Source organism: Alphaproteobacteria bacterium (genome assembly GCA_019635875.1).
Lineage (GTDB): Bacteria > Pseudomonadota > Alphaproteobacteria > Reyranellales > Reyranellaceae > JAFAZJ01.
Genome location: JAHBYP010000008.1, coordinates 25,671 through 50,645 on the forward strand (window position 1 = coordinate 25,671; position 24,975 = coordinate 50,645).

Sequence of the window (24,975 nt, forward strand, 5' to 3'; positions counted from 1 at the left end):
CCGAAGGGCGGAAGGGGGATGTCGAAGACGGACGGCGGCGTCGTTGAGACATCCCCCTTCCGTCGCGCTGCGCGCGCCACCTTCCCCCTCCGGGGGAAGCGAAGAAGACGGGCGCGCGACCTGGCTGACGTCGGCGATGTCCTCTTTCATGGCTCGGTCCTCTTACTCTTCCCTTCTCCCCGCGAAGGCGGGGAGAAGGTGCCCGAAGGGCGGATGAGGGGCTTCACGGCGTTTCGACGAAGACGATGCTGGTCGTTGCGCGAGAAGCCCCTCATCCGCCTCGCTGGCGCTCGGCACCTTCTCCCCGCCTTCGCGGGGAGAAGGGCTCAAGAGCAGGTCGTTGAAATCCAGGCCGCGCGGCGGGCGGGCGATGCGGGCGGTGCGGCCCTCGCGCAGCCAGCGGCGGGCGGCTGACAGCGCGGCGGCCTCGCCGGCATCGTCGCCGTCGGCCAGCACGATCACCTCGCGCACTTCGGGCGGCAGCTCCAGCAGGGTCATGAATCCGGTCGACAGCGCCGACCACGCCGGCAGGCCGGTGGCCTGCATCGCCGCCAGGCAGGTCTCGATGCCCTCGCCGATCATCAAGGTCGGGCCGGCTTCGCTCAGCCGCGCCGCACCACCGCGGCACGGACCGAGCGCCAGGCGCGGACCGGGCACCGGCGCCTTGGCCCGCCCGTCGCGCGCCAGGAAGGTGCGGTGGATCGCCTGCGGCCTGCCGTCGAGCCCGCCCTGCACCAGCGCCACCATCGCCGGCCACCAGGTGTTGGTGTCGCGATGCTTCAGCCCGGGATGGAAGCGCAGCGTCGCGCCCTGCGGCAGGCTGAGCCCGCGCGACGCCAGCCAGGTCTCGACCAGGCTGCCGCGCGCCGGCCTGGCCTCGTGCCAGAGCTTGAGCGCATAGCCCGCCTCGCGCGGCGGCGATTTCGCCCGTGGCGGCGGCGGATGCCAACCGCGCGGCCGCTTCCCGGCGCACCACAGCCCGCGCCGGCGCAGCACGTCGAGCAGCCGGTCCTGGCCGCAGCCGGCATGGCAATGCACCAGCACCCGCTCGCCGGCCTGGGCGATCGACAGGCTCGGCGTGCCGTCCTCGTGCGCCGGGCAGCGCGCCGTCCAGGTGTTGCCCGTTTTCCTTCCGCCCAGCGCCCGCGCCAGGGATTCAGCCCGTGCATTCATGCGCACAGGGAGCCACGGAATTTCCGCCGGCGCGATTCAAACCCCTAGCGGTGTCGACAACGACCATCGGATCGTTGCGGCACAGCGATTATTTCCACCCCTACGCGTGACAGACGCGACACAAGACACGGCCGCGCGAGACATCGCCGTGACACAGGGCTGGCATCTTCCCGGCCATCGCGGGACGGCAATCCGCCGCCCGCACTCGCAAGGAAAGAGGGAGATCCCCATGGTCAAGTCTCTGGCGTTCGCCGCCATCGCCGCCAGCCTGATCGCCGCCACCGCCCCGGCCCAGGCCGCCGTCTCGCAGAACGGCGGCGGCACCAACGGCCTCACCTACAACGGCCTCAGCTACAACGGCCTCGAGCTGAACGGCCGCGAGCTGAACGGCCGCGAGCTGAACGGCCGCGAGCTGAACGCCCTCGAACCGAACGGCCGCGAGCTGAACGGCATCGAGCGCAGCGGTGCCGCGGCCCGCGGCGTCGTGCTGCTCGCGATCGAGCTGCCGGCGCGCTGAGCCGCCGCCGGCGCATGTCGGCAACGCGCGGTTCCACGCGAGCCCAGACGCACAGGAGAACACCATGAGCATCTTCGCCGTCGCCGAACTGCGCGACCATCCCACCGAGAGCATCCTCTCGCGCGTGACCGCCACGCTGGCGCTGTGGCGCAAGCGGTCGCGCGAGCGGGCCGAGATCGCCAGGCTGAGCGTCCGCGACGCGCGCGATCTCGGGATCAACCCCGGCTCGCTCGTCTTCGAGGCCAGCAAGCCCTTCTGGCGGGCCTGACGCACCCCACGGCGTCACGCTCACCGCACCGGCGGCCGGCCTCCACCGGTCGCCGGCTTGCTTTGCGCTGTCGCGACGAGCGGGCACGGCCATCGCATATGGCCGCACTTCATGCCTTCCCCCGCTGGCCGGCGGTGGAATGGCCGGCGCAGTGCGCCGCGCATGTCGGGAACTCCGGGCCCGAAGGAGCCGTTGTGCAGGCATCTCTTTCGGCAACAGGAGGATCCGACATGCTCAAACCGATCCTGATCGCAACCGCGCTGAGCACCTTCGGCGCGGCGTCGCTTTACGCCCAGTCGGCGCCACCGCCGGCCTCGCCCGCTCCGCCGACGCAGGAGCGCGTGCAGGATCGCGCCACCGCGCCTGCGTTCACCGCCGACACGCGCAAGCTGATCGGCCGCAACGTCAAGAACGCGCAGGGCGAGACCATCGGCGAGATCGAGGCGATCTATCTCGACAAGGACGGCAAGGTCGACAGCGTGATCATCGGCGTCGGCGGCTTCCTTGGCATGGGCGAGCGCAATGTGCGCGTCTCCTGGCACGACCTCACCATCGCCGATAATGGCGAAAGGGTGACGACTGCCTTCACCAAGGACCAGCTCAAGGCGATGCCCGAGTACAAGTATCGCGAGGCGGGCTATCGCGGCCAGGTCTTCACCGACCGCGGCGTCTATCGCGAGGGCACCGCGCCGCCGCCGGGCGCACCGCGCACCACGGCCGACCGCCCGACCACGGTGCCGGGCACCGCGCCGCCGCCGGGTCGCACCACGGCTGATCGCACCCCGCCGCCGGGCGGCGCGCAGATCCAGCCGACCAAGGACTTCAACGCCGACGGCCACATCTCGGCCGATGCGATCATCGGCGCCTCGGTGCGCAACACCGCCAACGAGAACATCGGCGACGTCAACGACGTCTATGTCGACAAGGACGGCAAGATCCAGATGGTCGTCGTCTCGGTCGGCGGCTTCCTCGGCATCGGCACGAAGCGCGTGGCGGTGAAGTGGAGCGACCTGCAGATGCGGCGCGACGGCAACACGCTGGTCCTGCTCAGCAACTGGACCAAGGACTCGCTGAAGTCGATGCCCGACTACACCTGGGACCGCGAGGAGGCGGAGCGGAAGTAGTAGCGCAATCAGTAGCGCTCCGTCGCTGATCGCGGACGGGACGGACGCCCTGCGGGGCGTCCGTCTTTTTTTCATCGCCACGGCAACTCCGCTCCGCTCGTGCCGTTCCCGGATGCGCGCGTTGGGGGCCTCGCATGAGTCTGGTTGTTGCTACCACCTGTCCGTCCTGCGGCCTGGATGCGCGCGCGCTGGCCTGCGAGGATTGCGGCGGCACCATTGTCTGGAACCGTACCAGCGGCTCGCATTGCGGCGCCTGTGGCTGTGTCGTCGAAAGCATCGGCTGTCGCGAATGCGGCACCCTGATCGGGCTCGACCGGCCCGGCGACGCCTCGTTCCATGCCTCGACGGACGCGCCGCGCCGCGGTGGCGCGGACGATGACGTGGACATTCCCATGGACGCGCCGCGGCCCTGGTGGCGCGAGCGGCTGGCATGGCCGCTCGTCGTGCTGCTGTCGGCCGCCGCGCATGCCGCGATGGTCGTCGCCGTGAGCGCGGGCCGGCCGGGGCCAGGCGGCGAGCCCGGCGAGCATGACGGCGTCGTCGCGGCGCGCACCGCGCTGGTCATCGACACCGGCACCTTCTCCCTGCCGGCGCATGCCGGGCGCGAGCCGCAGCACGCCGCCGCGCACGGCAGCACGTCCGAGCCCGCACCGTCGCCGGGCAAGCCGCCAGCCGCCAGTGACAGCCCGTCCGAATGGCGCGGCGAGATCAGGACGGCATCGGCCGCGCAGGCGGGCGCTTCACCGGGGGCGGCCCCGGTCTTCGGCGTCGACGACGCGCCGCTTCCGGCGCCGGCGGCACCCCAGGCCGCCGACATGGCCGCGAAACCGGCGCCGCCCTCGCCCGACGCGCCGGGCGACGATGAGCGCGAGCCGCCGCCGGCGCCGCCGGCCTCGGGCTCAGACGACGCACCGCAGCCGACGCCGACGACATCCCACGCGGCCAGCACCGAGGCGCAAGCGGCGCCACGATCGATCGATGCGCCGGGCGACGCCGCACGCGAGCCGCCGCCGGCGCCCGCCCCGGGCGGGCTCGACGAACCGCTGCCGGCGCCGATGACGCCCTATGCGGCCGGCATCGTGGTGACGCCGGCACTGCCGTCGCCCAATGCGCCGGGCGACGAGGCGCGCGCATCGCCGCCGCAGTCCTCGTCGACGGGCCCGGGACGCGGCGGCATTCTGCTGCCCTTCGATATCCTGTCGACGCCCGCGCCGCCCCAGCCGGCGGCGCCACCGGTGACGGCCAAGGCCACCGGCACGCGACCGGCACCACCCAAGGCCAAGCTGCCGCCCGCTGCATCCGACAGGAGGCAGCCCCAGGCCGATTGGCGCGCCGCTTACGTGCCGCCGCCGGCGCGACCCCGGATGCAGCCGCAGCCGCCGCCGCCACCGCCGGCGCGCGGCAACTGGATGGAACGCCTGTTCAAGGTGAAGCCCGGCGCGTCCCGATCCTGGCCCGCCGACCGCAGGATCCACGGCGACGGCGGCAGCGGCATCTCCTCGGCATCCGCCAGTGGCGGCGCCGGTGGTGGCGGTCCGGGCGGCGGAGGCGGCGCGGGTGCTGGCAGTGCCGGCGCCGGCAGCAGCGGTGGTGCTGGCAGCAGCGGTGGCGCTGGCAGCAGCGGTGGTGCCGGCAGCGCGGGCGGTGGTGCCGGCGGCAGCGGTGGTGCTGGCAGCGCGGGCGGTGGTGCCGGCGGAAGCGGTGGTGCTGGCGGCGCGGGTGGCGGTGCTGGCGGCGCGGGCGGCGGTGCTGGCGGCGCAGGTGGCGGTGCTGGCGGCGCGGGCGGCGGTGCTGGCGGTGGTGGCGGTCGCTAGCGCACGCCCTTCGTCGCCCGCTGTCGCGCGCTCCGCTTCGCGCGCTGCGGTGTCATCGCCCGTGCTGAAGACGACGAGGTTGAGTGTGCCGGGCAAGCCGCCGCCCACCGGGCAGCGCGATGGCGCAGACGCCCGCCTCCGCTGCCGAGGCCATGCGAGCTGTCGCGGATCGCCATCCCGCTCCGGCTCGTCAACGGCGAGGTCGCCCAAGGGACCCTGCAACGCTGCCGTGGCCGTGCCGAGTGCGCCGGCCAGACCATCGGCACGGTAGCGGGCAGGTCGGACATCACGCAGGTCAGCACGTCCTGCGATGATTGACGCACCGCAGCCTGCGCCGGGTCTGCGCCGCCCCGATATAAAGTGCCCTGCTCGGCAGCGAATTGCATGAACTTGCAGTTGGACAGCACCACGGGAAGGTGAGCATCATTCACTCATCACCGGCTGACGCCGAGTTCCGGGCGCCGGTGACTGGGAGAAGTGAGTGCGCTCCCGCCCGCCGCTGGCATCGGAGCAGCCATGCTCGATCACCAGGACCCACGCATGAGTCGGCGTCGTCGGTTGCCCTATCAGGCAATTGCCGCCCTCGAAGTCATCGCCCTGATGGGCCGCCAGAAGCTCCCGTGGCCGGAGTTCGAACTCAGGATGCATGAGCGCGGCTGCGATTCCCGCGCCTGCCTGACCGCGCTCGCCTGTCTTGAACGTCGCAACTGGGCAAGCAGGAAGGGCGGTTCGCTTGAGATCACTGACAGTGGATACGCGGCCGCCATCAGGGGAGCGAGGGCAACGCCCTCAAAGCGCCAGCCGCCGAAGCGTCACGCCCGACTCCCGTCCGGCTTGTTCGGTTGATGGCCCATGCAGCGCGCCCGACTCCACGCGCTGCTGGAGAGCGTCGAGGAACGGATCGCTCTCGCCCAAGCTGCGATCGGCGCTCAACACGGCGTCATAGAAGAATTGCGTCGCAACGAAATCGCCGCCAGCGCCGCGCGGACGCAACTCACTGTTCTTGAGATAGGCCTTGCCGGGGATCTCGCGGAGCGGGACAGGCTACGCGCCGAGCTGGCGGCGCTTCCGCCACCGTATGGTTCAAGCTGAGACACGACCGCGATTGCACGCAGCCGGAGGGCGGAGCCAGTTGCTGCTGAGCGGCCGCAGCCCGATCCTCAACAAGGCCGAGAACAAGCTCTACGATTCTCGCTGGCTGCAGGTCCGTGTGCGCGAGGCCGGCGCCTCGAAGCTCGCTGCCAGCCACGCCACCAGGCTCCGCTCGACGGCGGGCTGACGCGCAGGCGATACCACCTGCGGTGGCGTAACCTTGTGCTGCGTGCGTTTCGGCGACGGCCATCGCCTGCGACCGTCTGTGCGCGCGACGCGCTTCTCTTGCGCGGGGGCGTGGGCTAGGGTGCGGCCGGCCGACGGACGCGTCGTTCCGCACAGTGAATTTGCGGCAGCGCGACGGCCATGGGTGCAATCAAGCGCATTAGGGAGTGAAACGATGAAGCGTAGATCCGTTGTGATGGCCGGCGCGATCGCGGCGGCCGCGCTGGCGGCCGGCCCGGCGATCGCCCAGGACCTCAAGCTGCCGACGTCGCTGACCTTCACGGCCTACGACACCGGGACCTCCGGCTTCAACATCGTCGTCGCGCTGGGCAAGATGATGAAGGAGAAGCACAACACGGACGTGCGCGTGCTGCCGGCCGGCAACGACATCGCCCGGCTCTCGCCGCTGAAGGCCAACCGCGCCCAGGCCTCGGCCATGGGCATCGGCGGCTACTTCGCGCAGGAGGGCGTCTTCGAGTTCGCCGCCAAGGACTGGGGCCCGCAGAAGCTGCAGCTGCTGCTGTCGGCGGCCTCGTGCAACGGCATCACGCTCAACGTCGCCAAGGACACCGGCGTCAAGGAGTTCAAGGACCTCAAGGGCAAGCGCATCGGCATCGTCGTCGGCTCGCCGGCGCTCAACCAGAACGCCTTCGCCATCATCGCCTTCGGTGGCCTGACCAAGGACGACGTCAGGCTGGTCGAGTTCTCCAGCTTCGGCGCGATGTGGAAAGGCATGCTGAACAACGAGGTCGACGCCGCCATCGCCTCGACCATCACGGGGCAGGTGCGCGAGGTCGAGGCCTCGCCGCGCGGCATCGTCATGCCGCAGACGCCGGCCGCCGACAAGGAAGGCTGGGCGCGCCTGCACAAGCTCGGGCCGTACTTCTATCCGCAGAAGGTGACCTGCGGCGCCGCCGGCCTGTCGCCGACCAACGCGCTCGAGCTGCCGACCTATCCCTACCCGATCTTCATGACCTACGCCTCGCAGTCAGCGGATCTGGTCTACAACGTCGCCAAGACGATGATCGTCAACTACGACGCCTACAAGGCCGGCGCGCCGGGCGCCGACGGCCTCGACGTCAAGAAGCAGATCCTCGACTGGGTGCTGCCCTACCACCCGGGCACGGTGAAGGCGCTGAAGGAGGCCGGCGTCTGGACCGAGGCGGCGCAGAAGCACAACGACATGCTGGTCAAGCGCCAGGACACGCTGGGCGAGGCGTGGACCGCCTTCCTCAAGACCAATCCGCCGGAGGACAAGGCGGCGTTCACCAAGGCGTGGATGGCCGCGCGCAAGGCGGCGCTGGAAAAGGCCGGCATGGACGCGGTCTTCGAGTAGGCGTCGGCGCCGCACGGCAAATCCGTCCGTAACATCCATGTCGGAAACATCCGCCGACGAGCTGCCGGGTACGGGACCTTCCCGCACCCGGCACCTCTCACCGGCGTGGCGCGCGCTGCTGATCGCCTGGACCGTCGTGTCCATGGCGCTGTGCTTCAACCAGCAGTTCACGCTGCGCTTCTTCGTCGACTTCACGCTGCTCGACACCGAGTATTTCTGGGGACTGGTTCTCCTCCTCCTGCCGCTGGCGTTCATCGTCTATCCGCTGAAGCCGGGGCTGCACGTCGATCGCGTGCCGATCTACGACCTGGCGCTGTTCGCCCTGGCCAGCGCGATCGCCATCAGCCTGATCTGGACGGCGCGCGAATCGGCGGCGGCCGGCTGGGAGTACAGCGCCGCCACCGCCGCGCCCGGCTGGGCGATCTGGAGCGCCGTGGCGATGTGGGCGCTGGTGCTCGAGGCGCTGCGGCGCGCCGGCGGCTGGGTGCTGTTCTTCATCATGGCCAGCTTCTCGCTGTTTCCGGTGTTCGCCAGCGTCATGCCGGCGCCGCTGACGGCACCCTCGGTCGAGGTGCTCGACACGGCGGCCTACCACGTCTTCTCGCGCGAGAGCGTGCTCGGCATCCCGATGCGCGCCTTCGCCGAGCTGGTGATCGGCTTCCTGGTGTTCGGCACGGCGCTGCAGTACACCGGCGCCGGCTCGTTCTTCATCGACTTCGCCTTCGCGCTGTGCGGCCGCTACAGGGGCGGCGCCGCCAAGGTCTCGATCTTCTCGTCCGGCCTGCTCGGCTCGATGAGCGGCAGCGTGATCTCCAACGTGCTGACCACCGGCACGATGACCATCCCGGCGATGAAGCGCACCGGCTTCAAGGCCTCGGTCGCCGGCGCCATCGAGGCCTGCGCCTCGACCGGCGCGGTGCTGGCGCCGCCGGTGATGGGCGCCACCGCCTTCATCATGGCGGAGTTCCTCAACATCTCCTACGCCGAGGTGGCGCTGGCGGCGGCGGTGCCGGCGGCGCTCTACTACTTCGCGCTGTTCATGCAGATCGACTTCAACGCCGGCCGCAACTCCATGGTCGGCCTGCCGGCGGCGGAGATGCCCAATCTCGGCAAGGTGTTCCGCGAGGGCTGGTACTTCATCTTCGTCATCGTCCTGCTGGTCGTGCTGCTGCTGGTGATGAAGCGCGAGAACTGGGCGCCGTGGCTGGCCGCCGGCCTGCTGCTGATCCTCAACCAGCTGTTCTCCAAGCGCCGCTGGGGCCGCAGGGAGGTGATCGGCTTCCTCGAGGGCAACGGCCGGGTGTTCATCGAGCTGGTCGCCATCCTCGCCGGCATCGGCCTGCTGGTCGGCGCCTTCTCGCTGACCGGGCTGACCGGCTCGCTGACCAACGGCCTGCTGCACATGGCCGGCGGGCAGCCGCTGCTGCTGATGCTGATGGGCGCGCTGACCAGCTTCATCCTCGGCATGGGGATGACGATCACCGCCTGCTACATCTTCCTCGCCGTGCTGCTGGCGCCGAGCCTGATGCAGGTCGGGCTCAACCCGCTCGCCGTGCACCTGTTCATCATGTACTGGGGCATGGTCTCGTTCATCACGCCGCCGGTGGCGCTGGCCGCCTTCGCCGGCGCCTCGGTCGCCAAGGCCAGCCCGATCGCGACCGGCGTGCAGGCGATGAAGATCGGCAGCATCATCTACTTCGTGCCGTTCTTCTTCGTCATGAACCCCTCGCTGGTGCTGCAGGGCGACACGCTCGACTTCCTCGGCCATTTCGCCACCGCGCTGCTCGGCATCACGCTGGTGTGCGGCGGGCTGCAGGGCTACCAGGGCATGATCGGCGACCTGCGGCGCTGCGGCGTGCTGGAATGGCCGGTGCGCATCGCCCTGGTCGTCGGCGGCCTGATGTTCGCCGCGCCGGGCGGCGGGCTGATGCCGCTGTCGCCGATCCAGATGACGCTGGCGGCCCTGGCGGTCTCGGCGCCGGCGCTGGCGTTCGCCTGGTTCATGGCGCGGCGCGCGCCAGCGGCTTGAGGCCTGAGGCAGAAAAGGAGGAGGATCGGCAGCGGAGGTTGTGGAGCGTGGTGGGCGTAGTGCAACGCGTTCGATCGCAGGAGCACTCGACATGATTCGCAAGGCATTCATCGCATCGATCCTCGCCGCCCTGGCGGCGATCCCGCCGGCGGCGGCGCAGGACATCAAGCTGCCGCCGACGCTCTCCGCCACCGCCTACGATACCGGCTCGTCCGGCTTCAACGTCGCCGTCGCCGTCGGCAAGGCGCTCAAGGAAAAGCACAACAGCGACCTGCGCGTGCTGCCGGCGGGCAACGACGTGGCGCGGCTCAACCCGCTGCGCGCCGGCCGGGCGCAGTTCTCGGCCATGGGCATCGGGCTGTACTTCGCGCAGGAGGCGGTGCTCGAGTTCGCGGTCAAGGAATGGGGGCCGCAGCCGCTGCAGATGATGCTCGGCGCCAACTCGTGCAACGGCATCGCGCTGGGCGTCGCCAAGGACACCGGCGCCCAGACGGTCAAGGACCTCAAGGGCAAGCGCGTCGGCACCGTGGTCGGCTCGCCGGCGCTCAACCAGAACGCCTTCGGCTTCCTCGCCTTCGGCGGGCTGACGCCTTCCGACGTGCGGCTGGTCGAGTTCTCCAGCTTCGGCGCGATGTGGAAGGGCATGATGAACAACGAGGTCGACGCCGCCGCGGTCTCGACCATCACCGGGGTGGCCCGCGAGCTCGAGACCTCGCCGCGCGGGCTGGTGTGGATGGCCACGCCGCACGCCGATACGGAAGGCTGGGCGCGCATGAACAAGGTCGCGCCCTACTTCACCAAGCACCGCGCGACCTGCGGCGCCGGCGGGCTCTCGCCGCAGAACGCGATCGAGATGCCGGGCTACGCCTATCCGATGTTCGTCGCCTATGCCCAGCAGGATCCCGAGCTGGTCTACAGCATCACCAAGGCGATGCTGGTGAACTACCCGCACTACAAGGCCGCCGCGCCGGGCGCCGACGGCCTGGCGGCCGAGCGGCAGACGCTGAGCTGGGTGGTGCCGCACCACGCCGGCGCGGTGCGCGCGCTGAAGGAGGCCGGCGTGTGGAAGGCCGAGCACGAGGCGCACAACCAGAAGATCCTCAAGCGCCAGGCGGTGCTGATGGAAGCGTGGACGGCCTTCATGAAGGCGCCGCCGGCCGACAAGGAGGCCTTCCACATCGGCTGGATGTCGGCGCGCAAGGCGGCACTGACCAAGGCCGGCATGGACCCGGTGTTCGAGTAGGCACCTCTTGCCTTCCCCCGGAGGGGGAAGGTGCCCGAAGGGCGGAAGGGGGATGTCGAAGACGGACACCGGTTGCGTTGAGGCATCCCCCTTCCGTCGCGCTGCGCGCGCCACCTTCCCCCTCCGGGGGAAGGTAGACCCGCAGCTACCCCTGCGCTGGACACTCCTGCACCCGTATGCAACATGAACCGCCGTTCATGGCGGCCCATGGGAGGGAACGAGTTCAATGCCGGGCGTTCTTGCGGGTATCCGGGTTCTCGATTTCGGCCGCTACATCGCCGGCCCGTTCTGCGGCGCGCTGCTGGGCGACATGGGCGCCGAGGTGATCCGGCTGGAGAAGCTCGACGGCAGCGAGGACCGCTGGGTCTCGCCGGTCGACGAGGCGCGCAAGGGCGAGGGCATCACCTTCCTCCAGATGAACCGCAACAAGAGCGGCATGACGCTCAACCCGACCAAGCCGGCGGGGCGCGAGATCGTCGCCAGGCTGGTGAAGACCGCCGACATCGTGATCGCCAACCTGCCGTTCGAGACGCTCAAGGAGATGGGCCTCGACTACGACACGCTGTCGGCGATCAATCCGCGCATCATCGTCGTCACCAACTCGACCTTCGGCTCGGTCGGCCCCTACGCCGATCGCGTCGGCTTCGACACCATCGGCCAGGTGATGTCGGGCGCCGCCCACCTGTCGGGCTTCGGCGACAAGCCGGTGCGCATGGCCTCGCCCTATGTCGACTTCATGTCGGCGGCGCTCAGCACCGTGGGCGTGCTCGCGGCGCTGAAGGAGCGCGAGACCAGCGGCAAGGGCCAGATGGTCGAGACCGCGCTGCTCAAGAGCGCGCTCAACATCGCCAACCCGATCCTGATCGAGCAGGCGATGCTCAACCTCAACCGCGAGCGCGTCGGCAACCGCGCCTTCACCGCCGGCCCGGGCGATTCGTACCAGTGCAAGGACGGCTGGATCTACGTGCTGGCCATCGGCCAGCCGCTCTTCGTGCGCTGGTGCCGGATGATGGGCCGCGAGGAGCTGATCGAGGATCCGCGCTTCAGGGACGACCTGGCGCGTGGCGACAACGGCGAGGAGATCAGCGCCATCATGCAGGAATGGTGCGCCACGCGGACTCGCGACGACGTGCTCAGGCAGCTGGCGGCCGCGCGCGTGCCGGCCGGGCCGATCTACACGCCGCAGGAGGCGCTCGACGATCCGCATGTGAAGGCCGCCGGCTTCTTCAAGCAGATCGACTATCCGGGGCTTGCCAAGCCCTATCCGATCCTCGACCAGCCGGTGAAGCTCTCGCGCACGCCGCTGGAGATCACCCGCCGCCCGCCGACGCTCGGCGAGCACACCGACGAGATCCTCGCCGGGCTGGGCTACACCAAGGACCAGATCGCCGAACTGCGCAAACAGCGCGTCGTCTGATTGCCTTCCCCCGGAGGGGGAAGGTGCCCGAAGGGCGGAAGGGGGATGTCGAAGACGAACAGTGGAGTCCGTCTTCGACATCCCCCATCCGGCGCTGCGCGCCACCTTCCCCCTCCGGGGGAAGGGAAACATTCCGCGCTGCGCAACGCCTACCTGGTTTTCTTGCCGCTGCCAGAGCCCGCCCATACAGTCGCGCGCCCAATCACAAGGCGCTCTGCAATGGGAGGAAACTGGTCATGTCTGTGTCAGTAAACCGACGGGGGTTTGTCGCCGGCGCCATCGGCGCCGGCGTTGCGTTATCGGCGCCCGCTGTGCGCGGCCAGGCCTCGGCGTGGCCCAGCAAGCCGGTGAAGGTGACGGTGACGTTCCCCGCCGGCGGGCTCACCGACGTGTGGGCGCGCACCTACGGCGAGTACGCCTCGCAGAAGCTCGGCCAGAGCTTCATCGTCGAGAACAAGACGGGCGCCTCGGGCGCGATCGGCGCCGAGCAGGCCGCCAAGTCGCCGCCCGACGGCTATCACCTGATGTTCACCATCTCGACGACGATGGTGATGAACAAGGTGCTGTTCAAGAAGCTGCCCTACGATCCGGACAAGGATTTCGTGCCGGTCGCCTTCTTCAGCGCCGGCCATCTGCCGTTCATCGTCCACAAGGACGTGCCGGCGAAGAACATCAAGGAGTTCGTCGACTTCGCGCGCAAGAACAAGGTCAGCATCGGCACCTACGGCGCCGGCTCGTACAGCCACGTCGTCGTCGCCGAGCTCAACAAGTTCTTCGGGCTGAGCATGGAGGCGGTGCACTATCGCGGCGAGGCACCGATGTGGCAGGACCTGGCCTCGGGCGCGATCCACGCCGGCAGCGGCAGCTACGCCGCCTCGGCCGGCGTCCTGCAGTCCGGCACCGGCCGCGCTATCGCCGTACCGATGACCACGCGCATGAAGAAGCTGCCCGATGTCGGCACCTTCCTCGAGCAGGGCGTCACCGCCCGGGGCTTCCAGCTGCGCGGCTGGATCGGCGCCTTCTACCAGACCGGCACGCCGAAGGAGATCGTCGAGAAGCTTTCGGCGCTGTTCGTCGAGTGCGGCAGAACCGAGAAGGTGCAGAAGATCCTCGACACCTTCGGCATCGACGAGGGCGCGCGCGACCACGCCTTCATGAAAAAGGTGATCGACGAGGAAGGCCCGGTGTGGATGGAGCTGGTCAAGAGCCTGGGCGTCACGCCGCAATAGCTCGCTTTACCTTCCCCCGGAGGGGGAAGGTGACGCGTAGCGCCGGATGGGGGATGCCGCAACGAAGCCGGTGTCCGTCTTCGACATCCCCCTTCCGCCCTTCGGGCACCTTCCCCCTCCGGGGGAAGGCAGGGGCGTGTAGCCCCGTCGCCCGTGGCGGTGATAGGTTGCCGGCATGGACGGGCATGAGTTCACCCAATTGCTGAAGGCCAAGCTGGGCAAGCTGGCGCTGCGCATGCCGCTGTCGTGGATCAACGTCGCCACCGGCGGCGCGCCCGTCATGCTCGACGGCCAGACGCTCGACACCCGCGCGCAGTGGCTGCTCAAGGTCTTCGAGCGATCCGGCCATCCCGCCTTCCACGAGATGCCGGTGGCCGAGGGACGGCCGGTGTTCACCGAGACCATGCTGTCGCTGTCGGTGCCGATGACGCCGTTCAGGACGCCGGAGATCGGCGAGGTGGTCGACCGCGCCCTCGACGGGCCCGGGGGCAAGCTGCCGCTGCGCATCTACCGGCCCTTCGGTCTGGGCGCGCAGCGCGTGCCGGCGATCCTGTGGCTGCACGGCGGCGGCTGGTCGCTGGGCAGCCTCGACGCCTACGATCCGCCCTGCCGCTTCCTCGCCGCGCGCGCCGGCTGCGTCGTGGTCGCGGTCGACTATCGCCTGGCACCGGAGCACCGCTTCCCGTCGGCGCTCGAGGACTGCCTCGCCGCCTGGCGCTGGCTGGCGCGATCGGCCGAGCTGCTGGGCATCGACGCCACGCGGCTGGTGGTCGCCGGCGATTCGACCGGCGGCACGCTGGCCACCGTGCTGGCCAACGAGGTGCGGCACGACGCGGTGAAGCCGGCGCTGCAGGTGCTGGTCTATCCCGCCACCGATCTGCGCATGGACAGCCGATCCTACGAGCTGTTCGGCGAGGGCTTCTTCCTGACGCGCAAGGGCATGGAGTGGGCGCGCGCCAATTACCTCGGCGACGATCAGGCGCTGATCGACGATCCGCGCGTCTCGCCGCTGCGCGCCGAGGATCTCGCCGGCTCGGCGCCGGCGCTGATCTACACCGCCGGCTTCGATCCGCTGCGCGACGAGGCCATCGCCTATGCCAACCGGCTCCGCGCCCAGGGCGTCAAGGTCGTGCACCGCAATTTCGACAGCCTGATCCACGGCTTCGTCGGCATGAGCGCGGTGGTCCAGGCCGCGGCGCGCGCCATGGACGACATCGTCGCCGGCCTGCGCCACGAGCTGGCGAACCTGTCATGACGCAGCAGGTCGAGGACGCCACGCCGCGCCGCGCCCGCGGCAAGCTGCGCGAGCGCAAGAAGGCCAGCAACCGCGCCGCCCTGCTCGCCGCCGCGCGCGCCGTGTTCGCCGAGATGGGCTTCGGCGCCGCCAGCGTGCGCGACATCGTGCGCCGCACCGATCTCGCCACCGGCACGTTCTACAACTACTTCGAGGACAAGGACGCGATCTTCGCCGCCGTGGTCGGCGAGCTGACCGACGAGCTGGTGCGCCGCCACCGCCAGGGCCGCGCCAGGGCGGGCACGGCCGAGGAATTCCTGCGCCGCCATTTCCAGGTCTATTTCGAGTTCATCGCCGAGGATCCCGAGCTGGTCGCCCTGGCGCAGCGCAACGTCACCGCCATCCGCACGCTCCTCGACAAGCCCGACGTGCGCGCCCTGCACCGCGTGCTGATCGACGATTTGCGCGAGGCGATGGCCACGGGCATCCTGCCGCCCCTCGACGTCCCCTATCTGGCGGCGGCGATCGGCGGCATCGCCTTCGAGATCTCGATGGTGATGGTGACGCGCACCCCGGTCGACGCGGTCGAGGCGGCCCGCTTCGCCGCCCGGCTGGCGCTCGGCGGCGTCAACGCGGCGCGGCGCTGACCTGCTGTCATCCCGAGCGCAGCGAGGGATCCAGGATTGACCCCTGGATCCCTCGCTGCGCTCGGGATGACAGAAGTGCGCCGATCAGCGGCGTTCGATGATGGTGTACTCGGCGTCGGTGGCGCGGGCGCGCTGCACGCGCGCCGGCACCGGGCGCGGCGTGCCGCGGGCCATCGAGGCGGCGCTTTCGAACAGCCCGCCGAACCACGAACGCGCCTTGTAGATCAGCACGCCGATCGCCAGCGCGATCGCCACCACGGCGATCACCGCGACGCCGAACGCCAGCAACGCCGCCGCCGCGAAGGCGAGCGCGATCAGGCGCAGCCAGACACCAAGGGGCAGACGCGCGAGCGTACGGTAGAGCGGCATCCTCTCAGCCTCCCATCCAGGCGCGGTTCGTCGCGCACGGATTTGTCACAAGACATAGGGGCGCGCGCCGGGTTTGTCACCCCCCGCCGCCCCGGCCGTCGGACACGGTTACGTTGATCTCGCCCAGCCGGATCGTCGTGCCCGGTGCCAGCGACGCGGCCTCGAAAGCCGTCAGCCGCTTGCCCCCGACATGGGTTCCATTGGTCGAATCGAGGTCCTCGACGCTCAGGCCTCCCGCCGCGTCGATGCGGAAGCGCGCGTGGCGGCGCGACAAACTGTCATCCGGCCAGGCGAGGTCGCAATAGCGCGACTGGCGGCCGAAGATCAGCCCCTCGGGGCCGCGCAGGATCGCCGCCTCGAGCGCCAGCTCGACGGCGACGCCGTCGCGCCCGCTGCCGACCAGCCGCCAGGCGACGCGCCGCGACGGCGCCTGCGCCGCCGCGGTTCCGGGCAGCACGCGCCACGCGCGCACCGGCCGCGCGATGTGCTTGAGCTGCCGCGGCCCGAGATCCTCGAAGACGCAGGCGATGTCGTCGCCGAGGCTCTCGCGCAGGCGGTCGGAGACGCAGATGCCGCCCGGCTCGGCCAGGCCCTGCAGGCGCGCGGCGAGGTTGACCTCCTCGCCGAAGACGTCGCCGTCGGCGCCGACCAGCACCTCGCCGAAATTGAGCCCGATGCGCGCCAGCATGCGCCGCTCGTCCTCGAGCTCGGCATTGCGCCGCAGCATCGCCGCCTGCAGGTCGAGCGCGCAGGTCACGGCGGCGACGGCGCCGGCGAATTCCGAGAGGATCGCGTCGCCGGCGGTGTTGGCGACGCGGCCGCCATGCGCGGTGATCGCCGGGATCCACACCTCGCGGCGCAGCGCGATCAGGTCGGTCAGGGTGCGCGTCTGCGCGCCCTCCATCATCCGGCTGTAGCCGGCGATGTCGGCGATCAGGATCGCGGCGGCGCGGCGCTGCATGGGCGTTACCTTCCCCCGGAGGGGGAAGGTGGCGCGTAGCGCCGGATGGGGGATGTCGAAGACGGACTCGGGAGTCGTTGAGACATCCCCCTTCCGCCCTTCGGGCACCTTCCCCCTCCGGGGGAAGACAAGGCAGCAAAGCCGCTCACGGCGGCACGGGGAACACGCGGTAGCCGCTGCGCTGGGCGATGAAGCCGGCGCTGCGCTGGCCGGCGACGCCGACGGGCGCGAGGTCGGGGCCGGTGGCCTCCAGCGCGACATAGGCGCGCCCGCCATGCGGCACGATATCGTCGCCGCGCTGCGCCGGCAGGCTGGCGGCGAGGAAGACGTGGCCCGGCAGGGTCACGAACACCTGCTGCAGCGACGGCGCCAGGGTGCGCAGGATGGCGCCCAGGGCCACGCTCTTGCTGTCGCATTCGCCCTTGTTGATCTTGAACATCGCCGGTGGCGCGGCGAAGTCGAGCCCGCCGCCCGAGCTGCGCGGATCGCGGAAATCGTCGTAGGGAATCGTCTGCACGAGATGCAGCGCGTGGCCGACCAGGGCACGCTCGTCGCCGCCCAGCGCGCGCAGCGCCTCGGCCACCGGCCGCAGGATCGGCCCGAAATGCCGCGCCGCGGCGGCATGGTCGACATAGATCGCGTCGCCCTCGGCGCGCCGATAGTGCTTCACCAGGTACAGGCCGCGCGCATTGTCGAGGATCGCCGGGAAGCGCTGGTTCAGCCGGCGCACGCGCTGCGGATCGCCCTGCATGGCGAAGTCGACCGCCTCGCCGACGCGTTGCGTGGTGACCGTGACGCCCTCGCGCTGCCCGGCCTCGATCGCCGCGGCCTCGACGTGGCGATAGAGGTCGGGGATGCTGAAGTCGCGGAACGACTGCATTGCCGCCTCGACCTCGGCCGCCGGCAGGCGAAAGGCGATGCGCCGCTCGCGCCGCTCCAGGTCGCGCCAGGCGAAGCTGAAATCGACCGCCGCGCCGGACGGGCGCTGCTGGAAGGCGAGCTGGCGCGCCGTCGCCGGCCGGATTCCGGCGATCGACGCGGCGAGCGCGCCGGCGAGCGCGGCGCGCCGGGTGACGGCGTCCATCAGCGTCCCTTGAACACCGGCTTGCGCTTGGCGGCGAGCGCCGCGAGGCCCTCGCGCAGATCCTCCGACTCGGCGCAGACCTTCATGCGCGCGCGCACCGCTTCCTCGTCGAGCCGGTTGGCGGCGATCTGGTTGAGCGCGAGCTTCATCGCCTGCAGCGCCAGCGGCGCGCCGTCGGCCACGGTCGCGGCCAGCCGGTCGACATGCGTCCTGAACTCGGCGCGCTCGACCAGCCAGTCGACATAGCCGACGCGCAGCAGCTCCTCGCCGTCGAACTCCTCGGCCAGCAGGTAGAAGCGCTTGGCGACGCCGGGGCCGACGCGCTCGATGAAGCGGCGCATGCCGCTGGGGTAGTAGTGCAGGCCCAGCCGAGCCGGCGGCACGAAGGCGCGCATGCCCTTGATGCCGACCCGGAAGTCGCAGGCGATGGCGAGGTCGGTGCCGCCGCCATAGACGCCGCCGTTGAAGGCGCCGATGGTCGGCACGCGCAGCGACTCCAGGCGATCGCACAGCAGCTCGAAGCCGCTCTTGCCCTGCGCCTCCTTCGCCGCGCCCTCCTTGGGCTGCGTCGCTCCGCGCGCGCGCAGGGTGCCGAGGTCGAAGCCGGCGCAGAAGGTCTTCTCGCCGGCGCCGGTCAGCACCAGCACGCGCACGTCGGTGGCCCGCTCGACCGTGTCGAGATGGCCCATGAGGGCGCGGATGTCGTCGTTGTCCAGGCGATTGTGCTTCGCCGGGTTGTTCAGGGTGATGGTGGCCCTGGGGCCGTCGATGGTGAGCAGGACTGTGTCGGTCATGGACCGATCATACCGCCTTGCGTTTGAGGCGGGAATGCGTCCGGTCCGGACGACGGATCGGGCGCCGGGCTCCCTCCCTTCCCCCGGAGGGAGAAGGTGGCGCGCGAAGCGCGACGGATGGGGGATGCCTCAACGAAAGCGGTGTCCGTCTTCGACATCCCCCTTCCGCCCTTCGGGCACCTTCCCCCTCCGGGGGAAGGTAACAGGTTATGCTACTCTGTCAGGTAATGGTCAGCGCTCAAGGGAGGAGCCTTCGATGTCCCGTACCCCGTTGTTTCGATTGATGCGTCGCGGCCTGATCGAGGCGGCGGTGGGCGAGCGCGCGCTGTCGCGGCGCTCCTTCCTCAGGGGTGCGGGCGGGCTGGCGATCGCGGCCGGGCCGCTGGCGGCCTGTGCCGATGCGGAGCCGCCGCAGGCCGCGGCGGCACGCTACTCGGGCGAGCCGGTGATCGTGGTCGGCGCCGGGCTGGCGGGGCTGACGGCGGCCTACGAGCTGGGCAAACGCGGCGTGCCGGTGACGCTCTACGAGGGCTCCTCGCGCATCGGCGGCCGCGTGTGGACGGCCGAGCGCTTCAACGCGGCGGGGCAGTTCGTCGAGCTGGGCGCCGAGCTGGTCGACAGCGACCACGAGGCGCTGCAGGGCGTCTGCAAGGAGCTCGGCGTCGCGCTGCAGAGCTTCGGCACGCCGGGCGCATGGCTCACCGAGAGCCTCTATGTCCACCAGGGGCGCGTCTACAGCGGCACGGAGTTCAAGCGCGGGCTGGCGCCGCTGATGAGCGCCGCGCGGCGCGCGCAGCAGGAGATCGGCGGACCGACGCGCCGGCTCGACGTCACCTGGGCGACGCCGCGCGGCGCGGCACGCTTCGACCGCATGTCGCTCGCCGAGTATCTCGACAGCGTCCGCGAGCTGGAGCCCTGGGTGCGCGACATGGTGCGCGTCAGCTATGTCGGCGAGATGGGCGACGAGGCCGACCGGCAATCGGCGCTCAACCTCATCCTGCTGGTCAACCCCGACAAGTCGAACCTGTACGGCGACAGCGACGAGGGCTGGCGCATCGCCGGCGGCGGCTCGAACCTGACGCGCGCGCTGCACCAGGCGATCGTCAAGCGCGCCGGCAGCGCCGCGGCGGTGCGCACCGGCCACGTGCTGACGGCGATCCGCGAACGCGGCCAGGCGCTCGAGCTGGTGTTCGACCAGGGCGGCCGCACGGTCAGCGTGCCGGCGGCGCGCGTGGTGATGGCGATCCCCTTCACCACCCTGCGCCAGGTCGAGGGCGTCAAGGCGCTGCCGCTCAATCCGGTGAAGCAGCGCGCCATCGCCGAGTACCATTTCGGCACCAATACCAAGTCGATGCTCGATTTCAGCTCGCGCATCTGGCGCACGCCGGGCGCGAAGCTGCCGGCCTTCACCGGCGGCATCACCACCGACTCGGCACACCAGGGCTTCTGGGAGACCAGCCGCAGCCAGGACGGCGCCAACGGCATCCTCACCAATTTCCTCGGCGGCGAGGCCGGGCGCAATTTCGACGGCAGGGGCCGTTCGGCGGTCGACTATCTCGGCGGCCTCGATCCGCGCATCCGCGCCGAGTTTACCGGACGGCAGCGCTTCATGAACTGGAGCCGGCATCGCTTCGCGCTGGGCTCCTACTCCTGCCAGAAGCCCGGCCATTACGTGGGCTTCTTCGGCATGGAGGGCCAGCCCGAGCTGGGCGGCCGCCTGCTCTTCGCCGGCGAGCACACCAGCACCGACTACACGGGCTTCATGAACGGCGCCGTCGAAAGCGGCCTGCGCGTGGCCAACGAGATCACCGGCGCGCGGCGCGTGGCGCGGGCGGCGTGAGCCATCGTCACCGCGGATCCATCACAGGAAAATGCGTAGCTCGCCACTCAGGCTCCGCGCTTGAAATGTTAATTTATACGTATTATCTAGGAGACGTTGATGAAACGGATGAGCAGCCGGGAAGCGATCAAGACCATTGAGGCGATCGGCTGGCAGCTCAATCGCGTAAAGGGCGACCACCACATCTTCACCCACCCGACGCGCAGCGGCGTCGTGGTGGTACCGCATCCGAAGAAGACACTGCCGACGGGCACGCTTCACAACATCCTCAAGACCGCCGGCGTCATCTAGCCGGCGCCGGACGCCAAGGAGGGCGGACGATGGCCAGGGGTTACTACGGGTTGATCAAGCGAGACGCGGCGACCAAGCAATACGAGGTCGAGTTTCCCGACTTGCCCGGCTGTGTGACGGTGGCCGACAGCTTCGTCGAGGCCGGCGAGAGCGCTGTAGACGCGCTTGCGGGATGGATCGAGGCTGCGCTCGACACCGGTCAGGAGATTCCGCCGCCGACCGACATCCAGCCCGCCTTCAAGCGGGCAAGGGGCGCCTCTCTGGTGTGGGTGCCCGCGCCGCCGATCAAGACAAAAGCGGTGCCGGTGACGATCAGCCTGCGGGAGCATCTCCTCGAGAAGATCGATCGCGCCGCCGCCGACGAGGGAATGACGCGCTCGAGCTTCATCACCTTTCACGCCCTGCAGGCTGCGGGCCAGAAGGCCTGGGCAAGAAAGGTCAAGTCGACAGGTCGGCGGCGGTCGGCAGCATAGCCTACGCGGAACGCCACAGGGCCGGGGAAGTCTGCGTCCGGTTGCCGGTGCCGGGGCGTACCGCCTATGGTGACCGGCAATTCACGCCGTCCGTCTCCGAGGAAACGTCATGACCTACACCGCGCCACTCGCCGACATGCGCTTTGCGCTGCGCGAGGTCGCCGGCCTGTCCGAGATCGCCGCGTTGCCCGGCTACGAGAACGCCACCGACGACATGGTCGACGCCGTGCTCGAGGAGGCCGCGAAGCTGGCCGGCGGCGCGCTGGCGCCGCTCAACCGCCACGGCGACGTGCAGGGTGCGCGGCTGGAGAACGGCGTGGTGCGCACGCCCGACGGCTTCCCCGATCTCTACAAGCAGATGGTCGAGGGCGGCTGGAACTCGCTGCCCTTCGATCCGGCGTTCGGCGGCCAGGGCATGCCGTGGCTGCTGGCCACCGCGGTGCAGGAGATGTGGCAGTCCGCCAACATGGGCTTCGCGCTGGTGCTGTTGCTGAACCAGGGCGCCATCGACGCCATCGAGCATCACGGCTCCGAGGCGCAGAAGCAGACCTATCTGCCGAAGATGGTGAGCGGCGAATGGACCGGCACCATGAACCTCACCGAGCCGCAGGCCGGCTCCGATCTCGGCACCCTGCGCTGCAAGGCGGTGAAGAATGGCGATCACTACCTGATCAGCGGCCAGAAGATCTTCATCTCCTACGGCGATCACGACATGGCCGAGAACATCGTCCATCTCGTGCTGGCACGGACCCCCGACGCACCGGCCGGCGTGCGCGGCATCTCGCTGTTCATCGTGCCCAAGATGCTGGTCAACGCCGATGGCAGCCTGGGCAAACACAACGACGTGCGGGTGGCCAGCATCGAGCACAAGCTCGGCCAGCACGCCAGCCCGACCTGCGTCATGGCCTTCGGCGACCAGGGTGGCGCGGTCGGCTACCTCGTCGGCGAGGAAGGCCGCGGGCTTTCCTACATGTTCACCATGATGAACAACGCGCGGCTCAATGTCGGCGTGCAGGGCCTGTCGATCGCCGAGCGCGCCTACCAGCAGGCGCTCGCCTTCGCGCGCAACCGCGTGCAGAGCAAGGACGACACCCAGGCGTCCAACGACGGCGTGCCGATCATCCGCCACGCCGACGTGCGCCGCATGCTGATGACCATGAAGGCGACCATCGAGGCGATGCGCGCGCTGGGCTATTACGGCGCCGCCGCCACCGACCTCGCGCTGCGCCATCCCGATGCCGCGCAGCGCAAGCGCGCGCAGCTGCGCCTCGACCTCTTGATCCCGATCATCAAGGCGTGGTTCACCGATGCCGGCGGCGAGGTCGCGTCGCTGGGTGTGCAAATCCATGGCGGCATGGGCTTCATCGAGGAGACCGGCGCGGCGCAGCACCAGCGCGACGCGCGCATCCTGCCGATCTACGAGGGCACCAACGGCATCCAGGCGCGCGACCTCGTGGCGCGCAAGATCGCCCGCGACGGCGGCGAGACATTGCGCGCGCTGGTCGCCGACATGCGGTCTTTGGCCGACGCGCTGGCCAGGGCGCCGGGCGACGATCTCGCCGCGATCCGCGACGGCCTGCTCGCCGCCGCCGCCGCCCTCGACGATGCGACGGACTGGGTCGCCGGCAACGTGGCGAAGGAGATCGGCGCCACGCTCGCCGGCTCGGCGCATTACCTCAGGCTCTGCGGCCTGGCGCTCGGCGCCTACGTGCTGGCGAAAGGCGCGCTGACTGCCTCGCAGAGACTGATGAGCCGCGACGGCGACCCCGCCTTCCTCGAATCCAAGATCGTCACCGCGCGCTTCTTCACCGACACCCTGCTGCCCCAGGGCACGGCGCTGGTGGCACCGATGAAGGCCTCCGGCCGCACGGTGTTCGCGCTGAGCGAGGAGCAGTTCTGAGAGGAAGATCGTCGCAATGCCAACGATTAGCGCCTTTTTCGGAATCCTTATCCGGATGTATTATCGGGACCACGCTCCGCCGCACTTTCACGCTGTTTACGGCGAGCAGGAAGCGACTATCGACATCGAGACGCTCGATGTCCTGGAGGGGCGCCTGTCCCGTCGAGCGCTTGAGTTGGTGCTCGACTGGGCTGAGCTGCACCAAGACGAACTGCGTGAAAACTGGCATCGTGCTCGCGCCCATGAAGCGCTGAAGAACGTTGCCCCACTGGAGTAAGTTCATGCTGCCGAAGGTCGTTGAGGTGTCGGCCATGCCGGAGCGGCGCCTCAATGTGCGCTTCTCCGACGGCGTGGCCGGTATCGTCGAAATCGATCAAAGAAGTCTCTACGGCGTCTTCGCGCCGCTAAGCGATCCCGACTTTTTCGCTCAAGCCTACGTCGATCATGGCGCGGTCACTTGGCCGAATGGCGCCGATCTGGCACCTGACGCCATGCACCATGCGCTACGCGGATCGGGCTTCTGGCTCGTCCAGTGAGATGGGCGGCGCGGGTCTGATCGAGCTGCCCGAAGATGAAGCGCGCGACGCCGCTTCGCGCTTCGATCTGGCGCGGCTCGAGCCCTCGTTCCTCGACGACCCTTTCCCGGTCTATCACGCGCTGCGCCGCTTCGCGCCGGTGAAGCGGCTGCCCGACGGCTCGGTGTTCGTCTCGCGCTACGCCGACGCCGCGCTGTGCTACCGCGACGCCGCGATGAGCTCGGACAAGCGGCCGGAGTTCGCCGCCAAGTACGGCGAGGGCACGCCGCTCTATCGCCATCACACCACCAGCCTGGTGTTCAACGACGCGCCGCTGCACACCCGCGTGCGCCGCCTGCTGGCCGCGGCCTTCACGCCGCGCGCGCTCAAGGCGATGGAACCGCGTGTCGTGGCGCTGGTCGACGGGCTGCTCGATCGAGCCGCCGAGGCGCGCGCGATCGATCTGATCGAGGATTTCGCCTTCGCCCTGCCGGTCGAGGTGGTCTGCGTGATGCTCGGCGTGCCGGCGGCGGATCGCGGGCCGTTCCGCCGCTATTCGCTGGCGATCCTCGGTGCGCTCGAGCCCACCGTGCCCGAGGACAGGATGCGCGCCGGCCACGAGGCGGTGCGCGAGTTCGCGACCTATCTTGAGTCGCTGGTCGCCGAGCGGCGCAAGCGGCCGGCCGACGACGAGGACGTGCTCGGCGCCCTGATCCATGGCGAGGTCGAGGGCGAGCGGCTGACGGGCGAGGAGCTGGTGCAGAACTGCATCTTCCTGCTCAACGCCGGCCACGAGACCACGACCAACCTCGTGGGCAACACCGTCGACGCCCTGCTGCGCTTTCCTGACCAGATGGCGCGGCTGCGCGAGGATCCGTCGCTGATCCGCGGCTGCATCGAGGAAGGCCTGCGCTTCGAAAGCTCCAACCAGCTCGGCAATCGCAAGCTCACCCGCCCGCTGGACATCGCCGGGCAGCGGCTCGACGCCGGCACCTACATCCATATCGGCATCGGCGCCGCCAACCGCGATCCGGCCGAGTTCCCCGACCCCGACCGCTTCGACATCGGCCGCACGCCCAACCGCCACCTCGCCTTCGGCTCGGGCATCCATATGTGCCTGGGTGCCACGCTGGCGCGGATGGAGGGCACCATCGCCATCGCCCGGCTGCTGGAGCGCTTCCCCGGGCTGCGACAGAATGGCAGGCCGGTTCGCGGTGGACGTGCCCGCTTCCGGGGATTTGCCTCCTATCCAGTGATGATATGACTAATTCCTAGTCAATTGTTCACATTGTGGCCGGCGTTCCGAGCTCTGGAACCGTCAGTGGCGCATTTCTGAGCGCCACATCCCGGGCTGCCCGGAGATGAATCGAAATCCGGCAATCGCCTGCCGAAAAAAGGGG

26 protein-coding genes are annotated in these 24,975 nt (G+C 69.9%); 21 read left to right on the forward strand and 5 right to left on the reverse strand.

What is annotated here, in order from left to right:
- Window positions 1-162: 162 nt before the first annotated feature.
- Entirely contained in the window at window positions 163-1,173 is a 1,011-nt protein-coding gene (locus KF889_24065; protein ID MBX3502533.1) for a toprim domain-containing protein, read from the reverse strand.
- A 229-nt stretch (window positions 1,174-1,402) separates the two neighbouring features.
- Here KF889_24065 and KF889_24070 point away from each other — a divergent pair, with 229 nt between their 5' ends.
- From KF889_24070 to KF889_24135, 14 genes are all read left to right on the forward strand, one after another.
- Window positions 1,403-1,690 (forward strand): hypothetical protein, encoded by a 288-nt coding sequence (locus KF889_24070; GenBank protein ID MBX3502534.1) that lies wholly within the window; start codon window positions 1,403-1,405, stop codon window positions 1,688-1,690.
- An 88-nt stretch (window positions 1,691-1,778) separates the two neighbouring features.
- A complete protein-coding gene (locus KF889_24075) occupies window positions 1,779-1,958 on the forward strand; it encodes a DUF1127 domain-containing protein (GenBank protein ID MBX3502535.1) in 180 nt (59 codons plus the stop codon).
- Between the two features lie 230 nt (window positions 1,959-2,188).
- On the forward strand, window positions 2,189-3,082 hold the full coding sequence (locus KF889_24080) for a PRC-barrel domain-containing protein (protein ID MBX3502536.1): 894 nt from the start codon (window positions 2,189-2,191) through the stop codon (window positions 3,080-3,082).
- A gap of 134 nt (window positions 3,083-3,216) precedes the next feature.
- Window positions 3,217-4,896 carry a hypothetical protein gene (locus KF889_24085; protein ID MBX3502537.1) on the forward strand — a complete coding sequence of 560 codons (1,680 nt, stop codon included), beginning with the start codon at window positions 3,217-3,219 and terminating at the stop codon, window positions 4,894-4,896.
- Window positions 4,897-5,412: 516 nt separating this feature from the next.
- The gene (locus KF889_24090; protein MBX3502538.1) at window positions 5,413-5,742 is read left to right on the forward strand and encodes a hypothetical protein; all 330 of its coding nucleotides are present in this window, start codon (window positions 5,413-5,415) and stop codon (window positions 5,740-5,742) included.
- Between the two features lie 6 nt (window positions 5,743-5,748).
- Window positions 5,749-5,988, forward strand: a complete 240-nt coding sequence (locus KF889_24095; GenBank protein MBX3502539.1) for a hypothetical protein — start codon at window positions 5,749-5,751, stop codon at window positions 5,986-5,988.
- A 40-nt stretch (window positions 5,989-6,028) separates the two neighbouring features.
- Window positions 6,029-6,175 (forward strand): hypothetical protein, encoded by a 147-nt coding sequence (locus KF889_24100; GenBank protein MBX3502540.1) that lies wholly within the window; start codon window positions 6,029-6,031, stop codon window positions 6,173-6,175.
- Between the two features lie 213 nt (window positions 6,176-6,388).
- Window positions 6,389-7,549: a TAXI family TRAP transporter solute-binding subunit gene (locus KF889_24105; GenBank protein ID MBX3502541.1), complete on the forward strand. Its 1,161-nt coding sequence runs from the start codon at window positions 6,389-6,391 to the stop codon at window positions 7,547-7,549.
- A gap of 37 nt (window positions 7,550-7,586) precedes the next feature.
- Entirely contained in the window at window positions 7,587-9,578 is a 1,992-nt protein-coding gene (locus KF889_24110; GenBank protein ID MBX3502542.1) for a TRAP transporter fused permease subunit, read from the forward strand.
- Window positions 9,579-9,669: 91 nt separating this feature from the next.
- Window positions 9,670-10,821 (forward strand): TAXI family TRAP transporter solute-binding subunit, encoded by a 1,152-nt coding sequence (locus KF889_24115; protein ID MBX3502543.1) that lies wholly within the window; start codon window positions 9,670-9,672, stop codon window positions 10,819-10,821.
- 226 nt (window positions 10,822-11,047) lie between these two features.
- Window positions 11,048-12,238, forward strand: a complete 1,191-nt coding sequence (locus KF889_24120) for a CoA transferase (protein MBX3502544.1) — start codon at window positions 11,048-11,050, stop codon at window positions 12,236-12,238.
- A 236-nt stretch (window positions 12,239-12,474) separates the two neighbouring features.
- On the forward strand, window positions 12,475-13,467 hold the full coding sequence (locus tag KF889_24125) for a tripartite tricarboxylate transporter substrate binding protein (protein MBX3502545.1): 993 nt from the start codon (window positions 12,475-12,477) through the stop codon (window positions 13,465-13,467).
- A 175-nt stretch (window positions 13,468-13,642) separates the two neighbouring features.
- Entirely contained in the window at window positions 13,643-14,722 is a 1,080-nt protein-coding gene (locus tag KF889_24130; GenBank protein MBX3502546.1) for an alpha/beta hydrolase, read from the forward strand.
- Window positions 14,719-15,348 carry a TetR/AcrR family transcriptional regulator gene (locus tag KF889_24135; GenBank protein ID MBX3502547.1) on the forward strand — a complete coding sequence of 210 codons (630 nt, stop codon included), beginning with the start codon at window positions 14,719-14,721 and terminating at the stop codon, window positions 15,346-15,348. The genes KF889_24130 and KF889_24135 overlap by 4 nt, the downstream gene beginning before the upstream one ends.
- Window positions 15,349-15,432: 84 nt before the next feature.
- Here KF889_24135 and KF889_24140 read toward each other — a convergent pair whose 3' ends face one another.
- The 4 genes from KF889_24140 to KF889_24155 all read right to left on the reverse strand — a co-directional run bounded on the left by KF889_24140 (window position 15,433) and on the right by KF889_24155 (window position 18,556).
- Window positions 15,433-15,717: a hypothetical protein gene (locus tag KF889_24140; protein MBX3502548.1), complete on the reverse strand. Its 285-nt coding sequence runs from the start codon at window positions 15,715-15,717 to the stop codon at window positions 15,433-15,435.
- Between the two features lie 76 nt (window positions 15,718-15,793).
- A complete protein-coding gene (locus KF889_24145; GenBank protein MBX3502549.1) occupies window positions 15,794-16,678 on the reverse strand; it encodes an adenylate/guanylate cyclase domain-containing protein in 885 nt (294 codons plus the stop codon).
- A gap of 145 nt (window positions 16,679-16,823) precedes the next feature.
- Complete coding sequence (locus tag KF889_24150) at window positions 16,824-17,762, reverse strand: hypothetical protein (GenBank protein ID MBX3502550.1); 939 nt, start codon at window positions 17,760-17,762, stop codon at window positions 16,824-16,826.
- Window positions 17,762-18,556 (reverse strand): enoyl-CoA hydratase/isomerase family protein, encoded by a 795-nt coding sequence (locus KF889_24155; GenBank protein ID MBX3502551.1) that lies wholly within the window; start codon window positions 18,554-18,556, stop codon window positions 17,762-17,764. The genes KF889_24150 and KF889_24155 overlap by 1 nt, the downstream gene beginning before the upstream one ends.
- 256 nt (window positions 18,557-18,812) lie before the next feature.
- Here KF889_24155 and KF889_24160 point away from each other — a divergent pair, with 256 nt between their 5' ends.
- The 7 genes from KF889_24160 (at window position 18,813) to KF889_24190 (ending at window position 24,839) form a co-directional block, all read left to right on the forward strand.
- Window positions 18,813-20,396, forward strand: coding sequence for an FAD-dependent oxidoreductase (locus tag KF889_24160; GenBank protein MBX3502552.1), 1,584 nt, complete (start codon window positions 18,813-18,815; stop codon window positions 20,394-20,396).
- 108 nt (window positions 20,397-20,504) lie between these two features.
- Window positions 20,505-20,687: a type II toxin-antitoxin system HicA family toxin gene (locus KF889_24165; GenBank protein MBX3502553.1), complete on the forward strand. Its 183-nt coding sequence runs from the start codon at window positions 20,505-20,507 to the stop codon at window positions 20,685-20,687.
- Window positions 20,688-20,716: 29 nt separating this feature from the next.
- Entirely contained in the window at window positions 20,717-21,160 is a 444-nt protein-coding gene (locus KF889_24170) for a type II toxin-antitoxin system HicB family antitoxin (GenBank protein MBX3502554.1), read from the forward strand.
- 109 nt (window positions 21,161-21,269) lie between these two features.
- Window positions 21,270-23,060: an acyl-CoA dehydrogenase gene (locus KF889_24175; GenBank protein ID MBX3502555.1), complete on the forward strand. Its 1,791-nt coding sequence runs from the start codon at window positions 21,270-21,272 to the stop codon at window positions 23,058-23,060.
- Between the two features lie 16 nt (window positions 23,061-23,076).
- The gene (locus tag KF889_24180; protein ID MBX3502556.1) at window positions 23,077-23,337 is read left to right on the forward strand and encodes a DUF4160 domain-containing protein; all 261 of its coding nucleotides are present in this window, start codon (window positions 23,077-23,079) and stop codon (window positions 23,335-23,337) included.
- Between the two features lie 4 nt (window positions 23,338-23,341).
- Window positions 23,342-23,596 (forward strand): DUF2442 domain-containing protein, encoded by a 255-nt coding sequence (locus KF889_24185; protein MBX3502557.1) that lies wholly within the window; start codon window positions 23,342-23,344, stop codon window positions 23,594-23,596.
- A complete protein-coding gene (locus KF889_24190; protein ID MBX3502558.1) occupies window positions 23,559-24,839 on the forward strand; it encodes a cytochrome P450 in 1,281 nt (426 codons plus the stop codon). Before KF889_24185 ends, KF889_24190 begins: the two co-directional genes overlap by 38 nt.
- Window positions 24,840-24,975 lie beyond the last annotated feature (136 nt).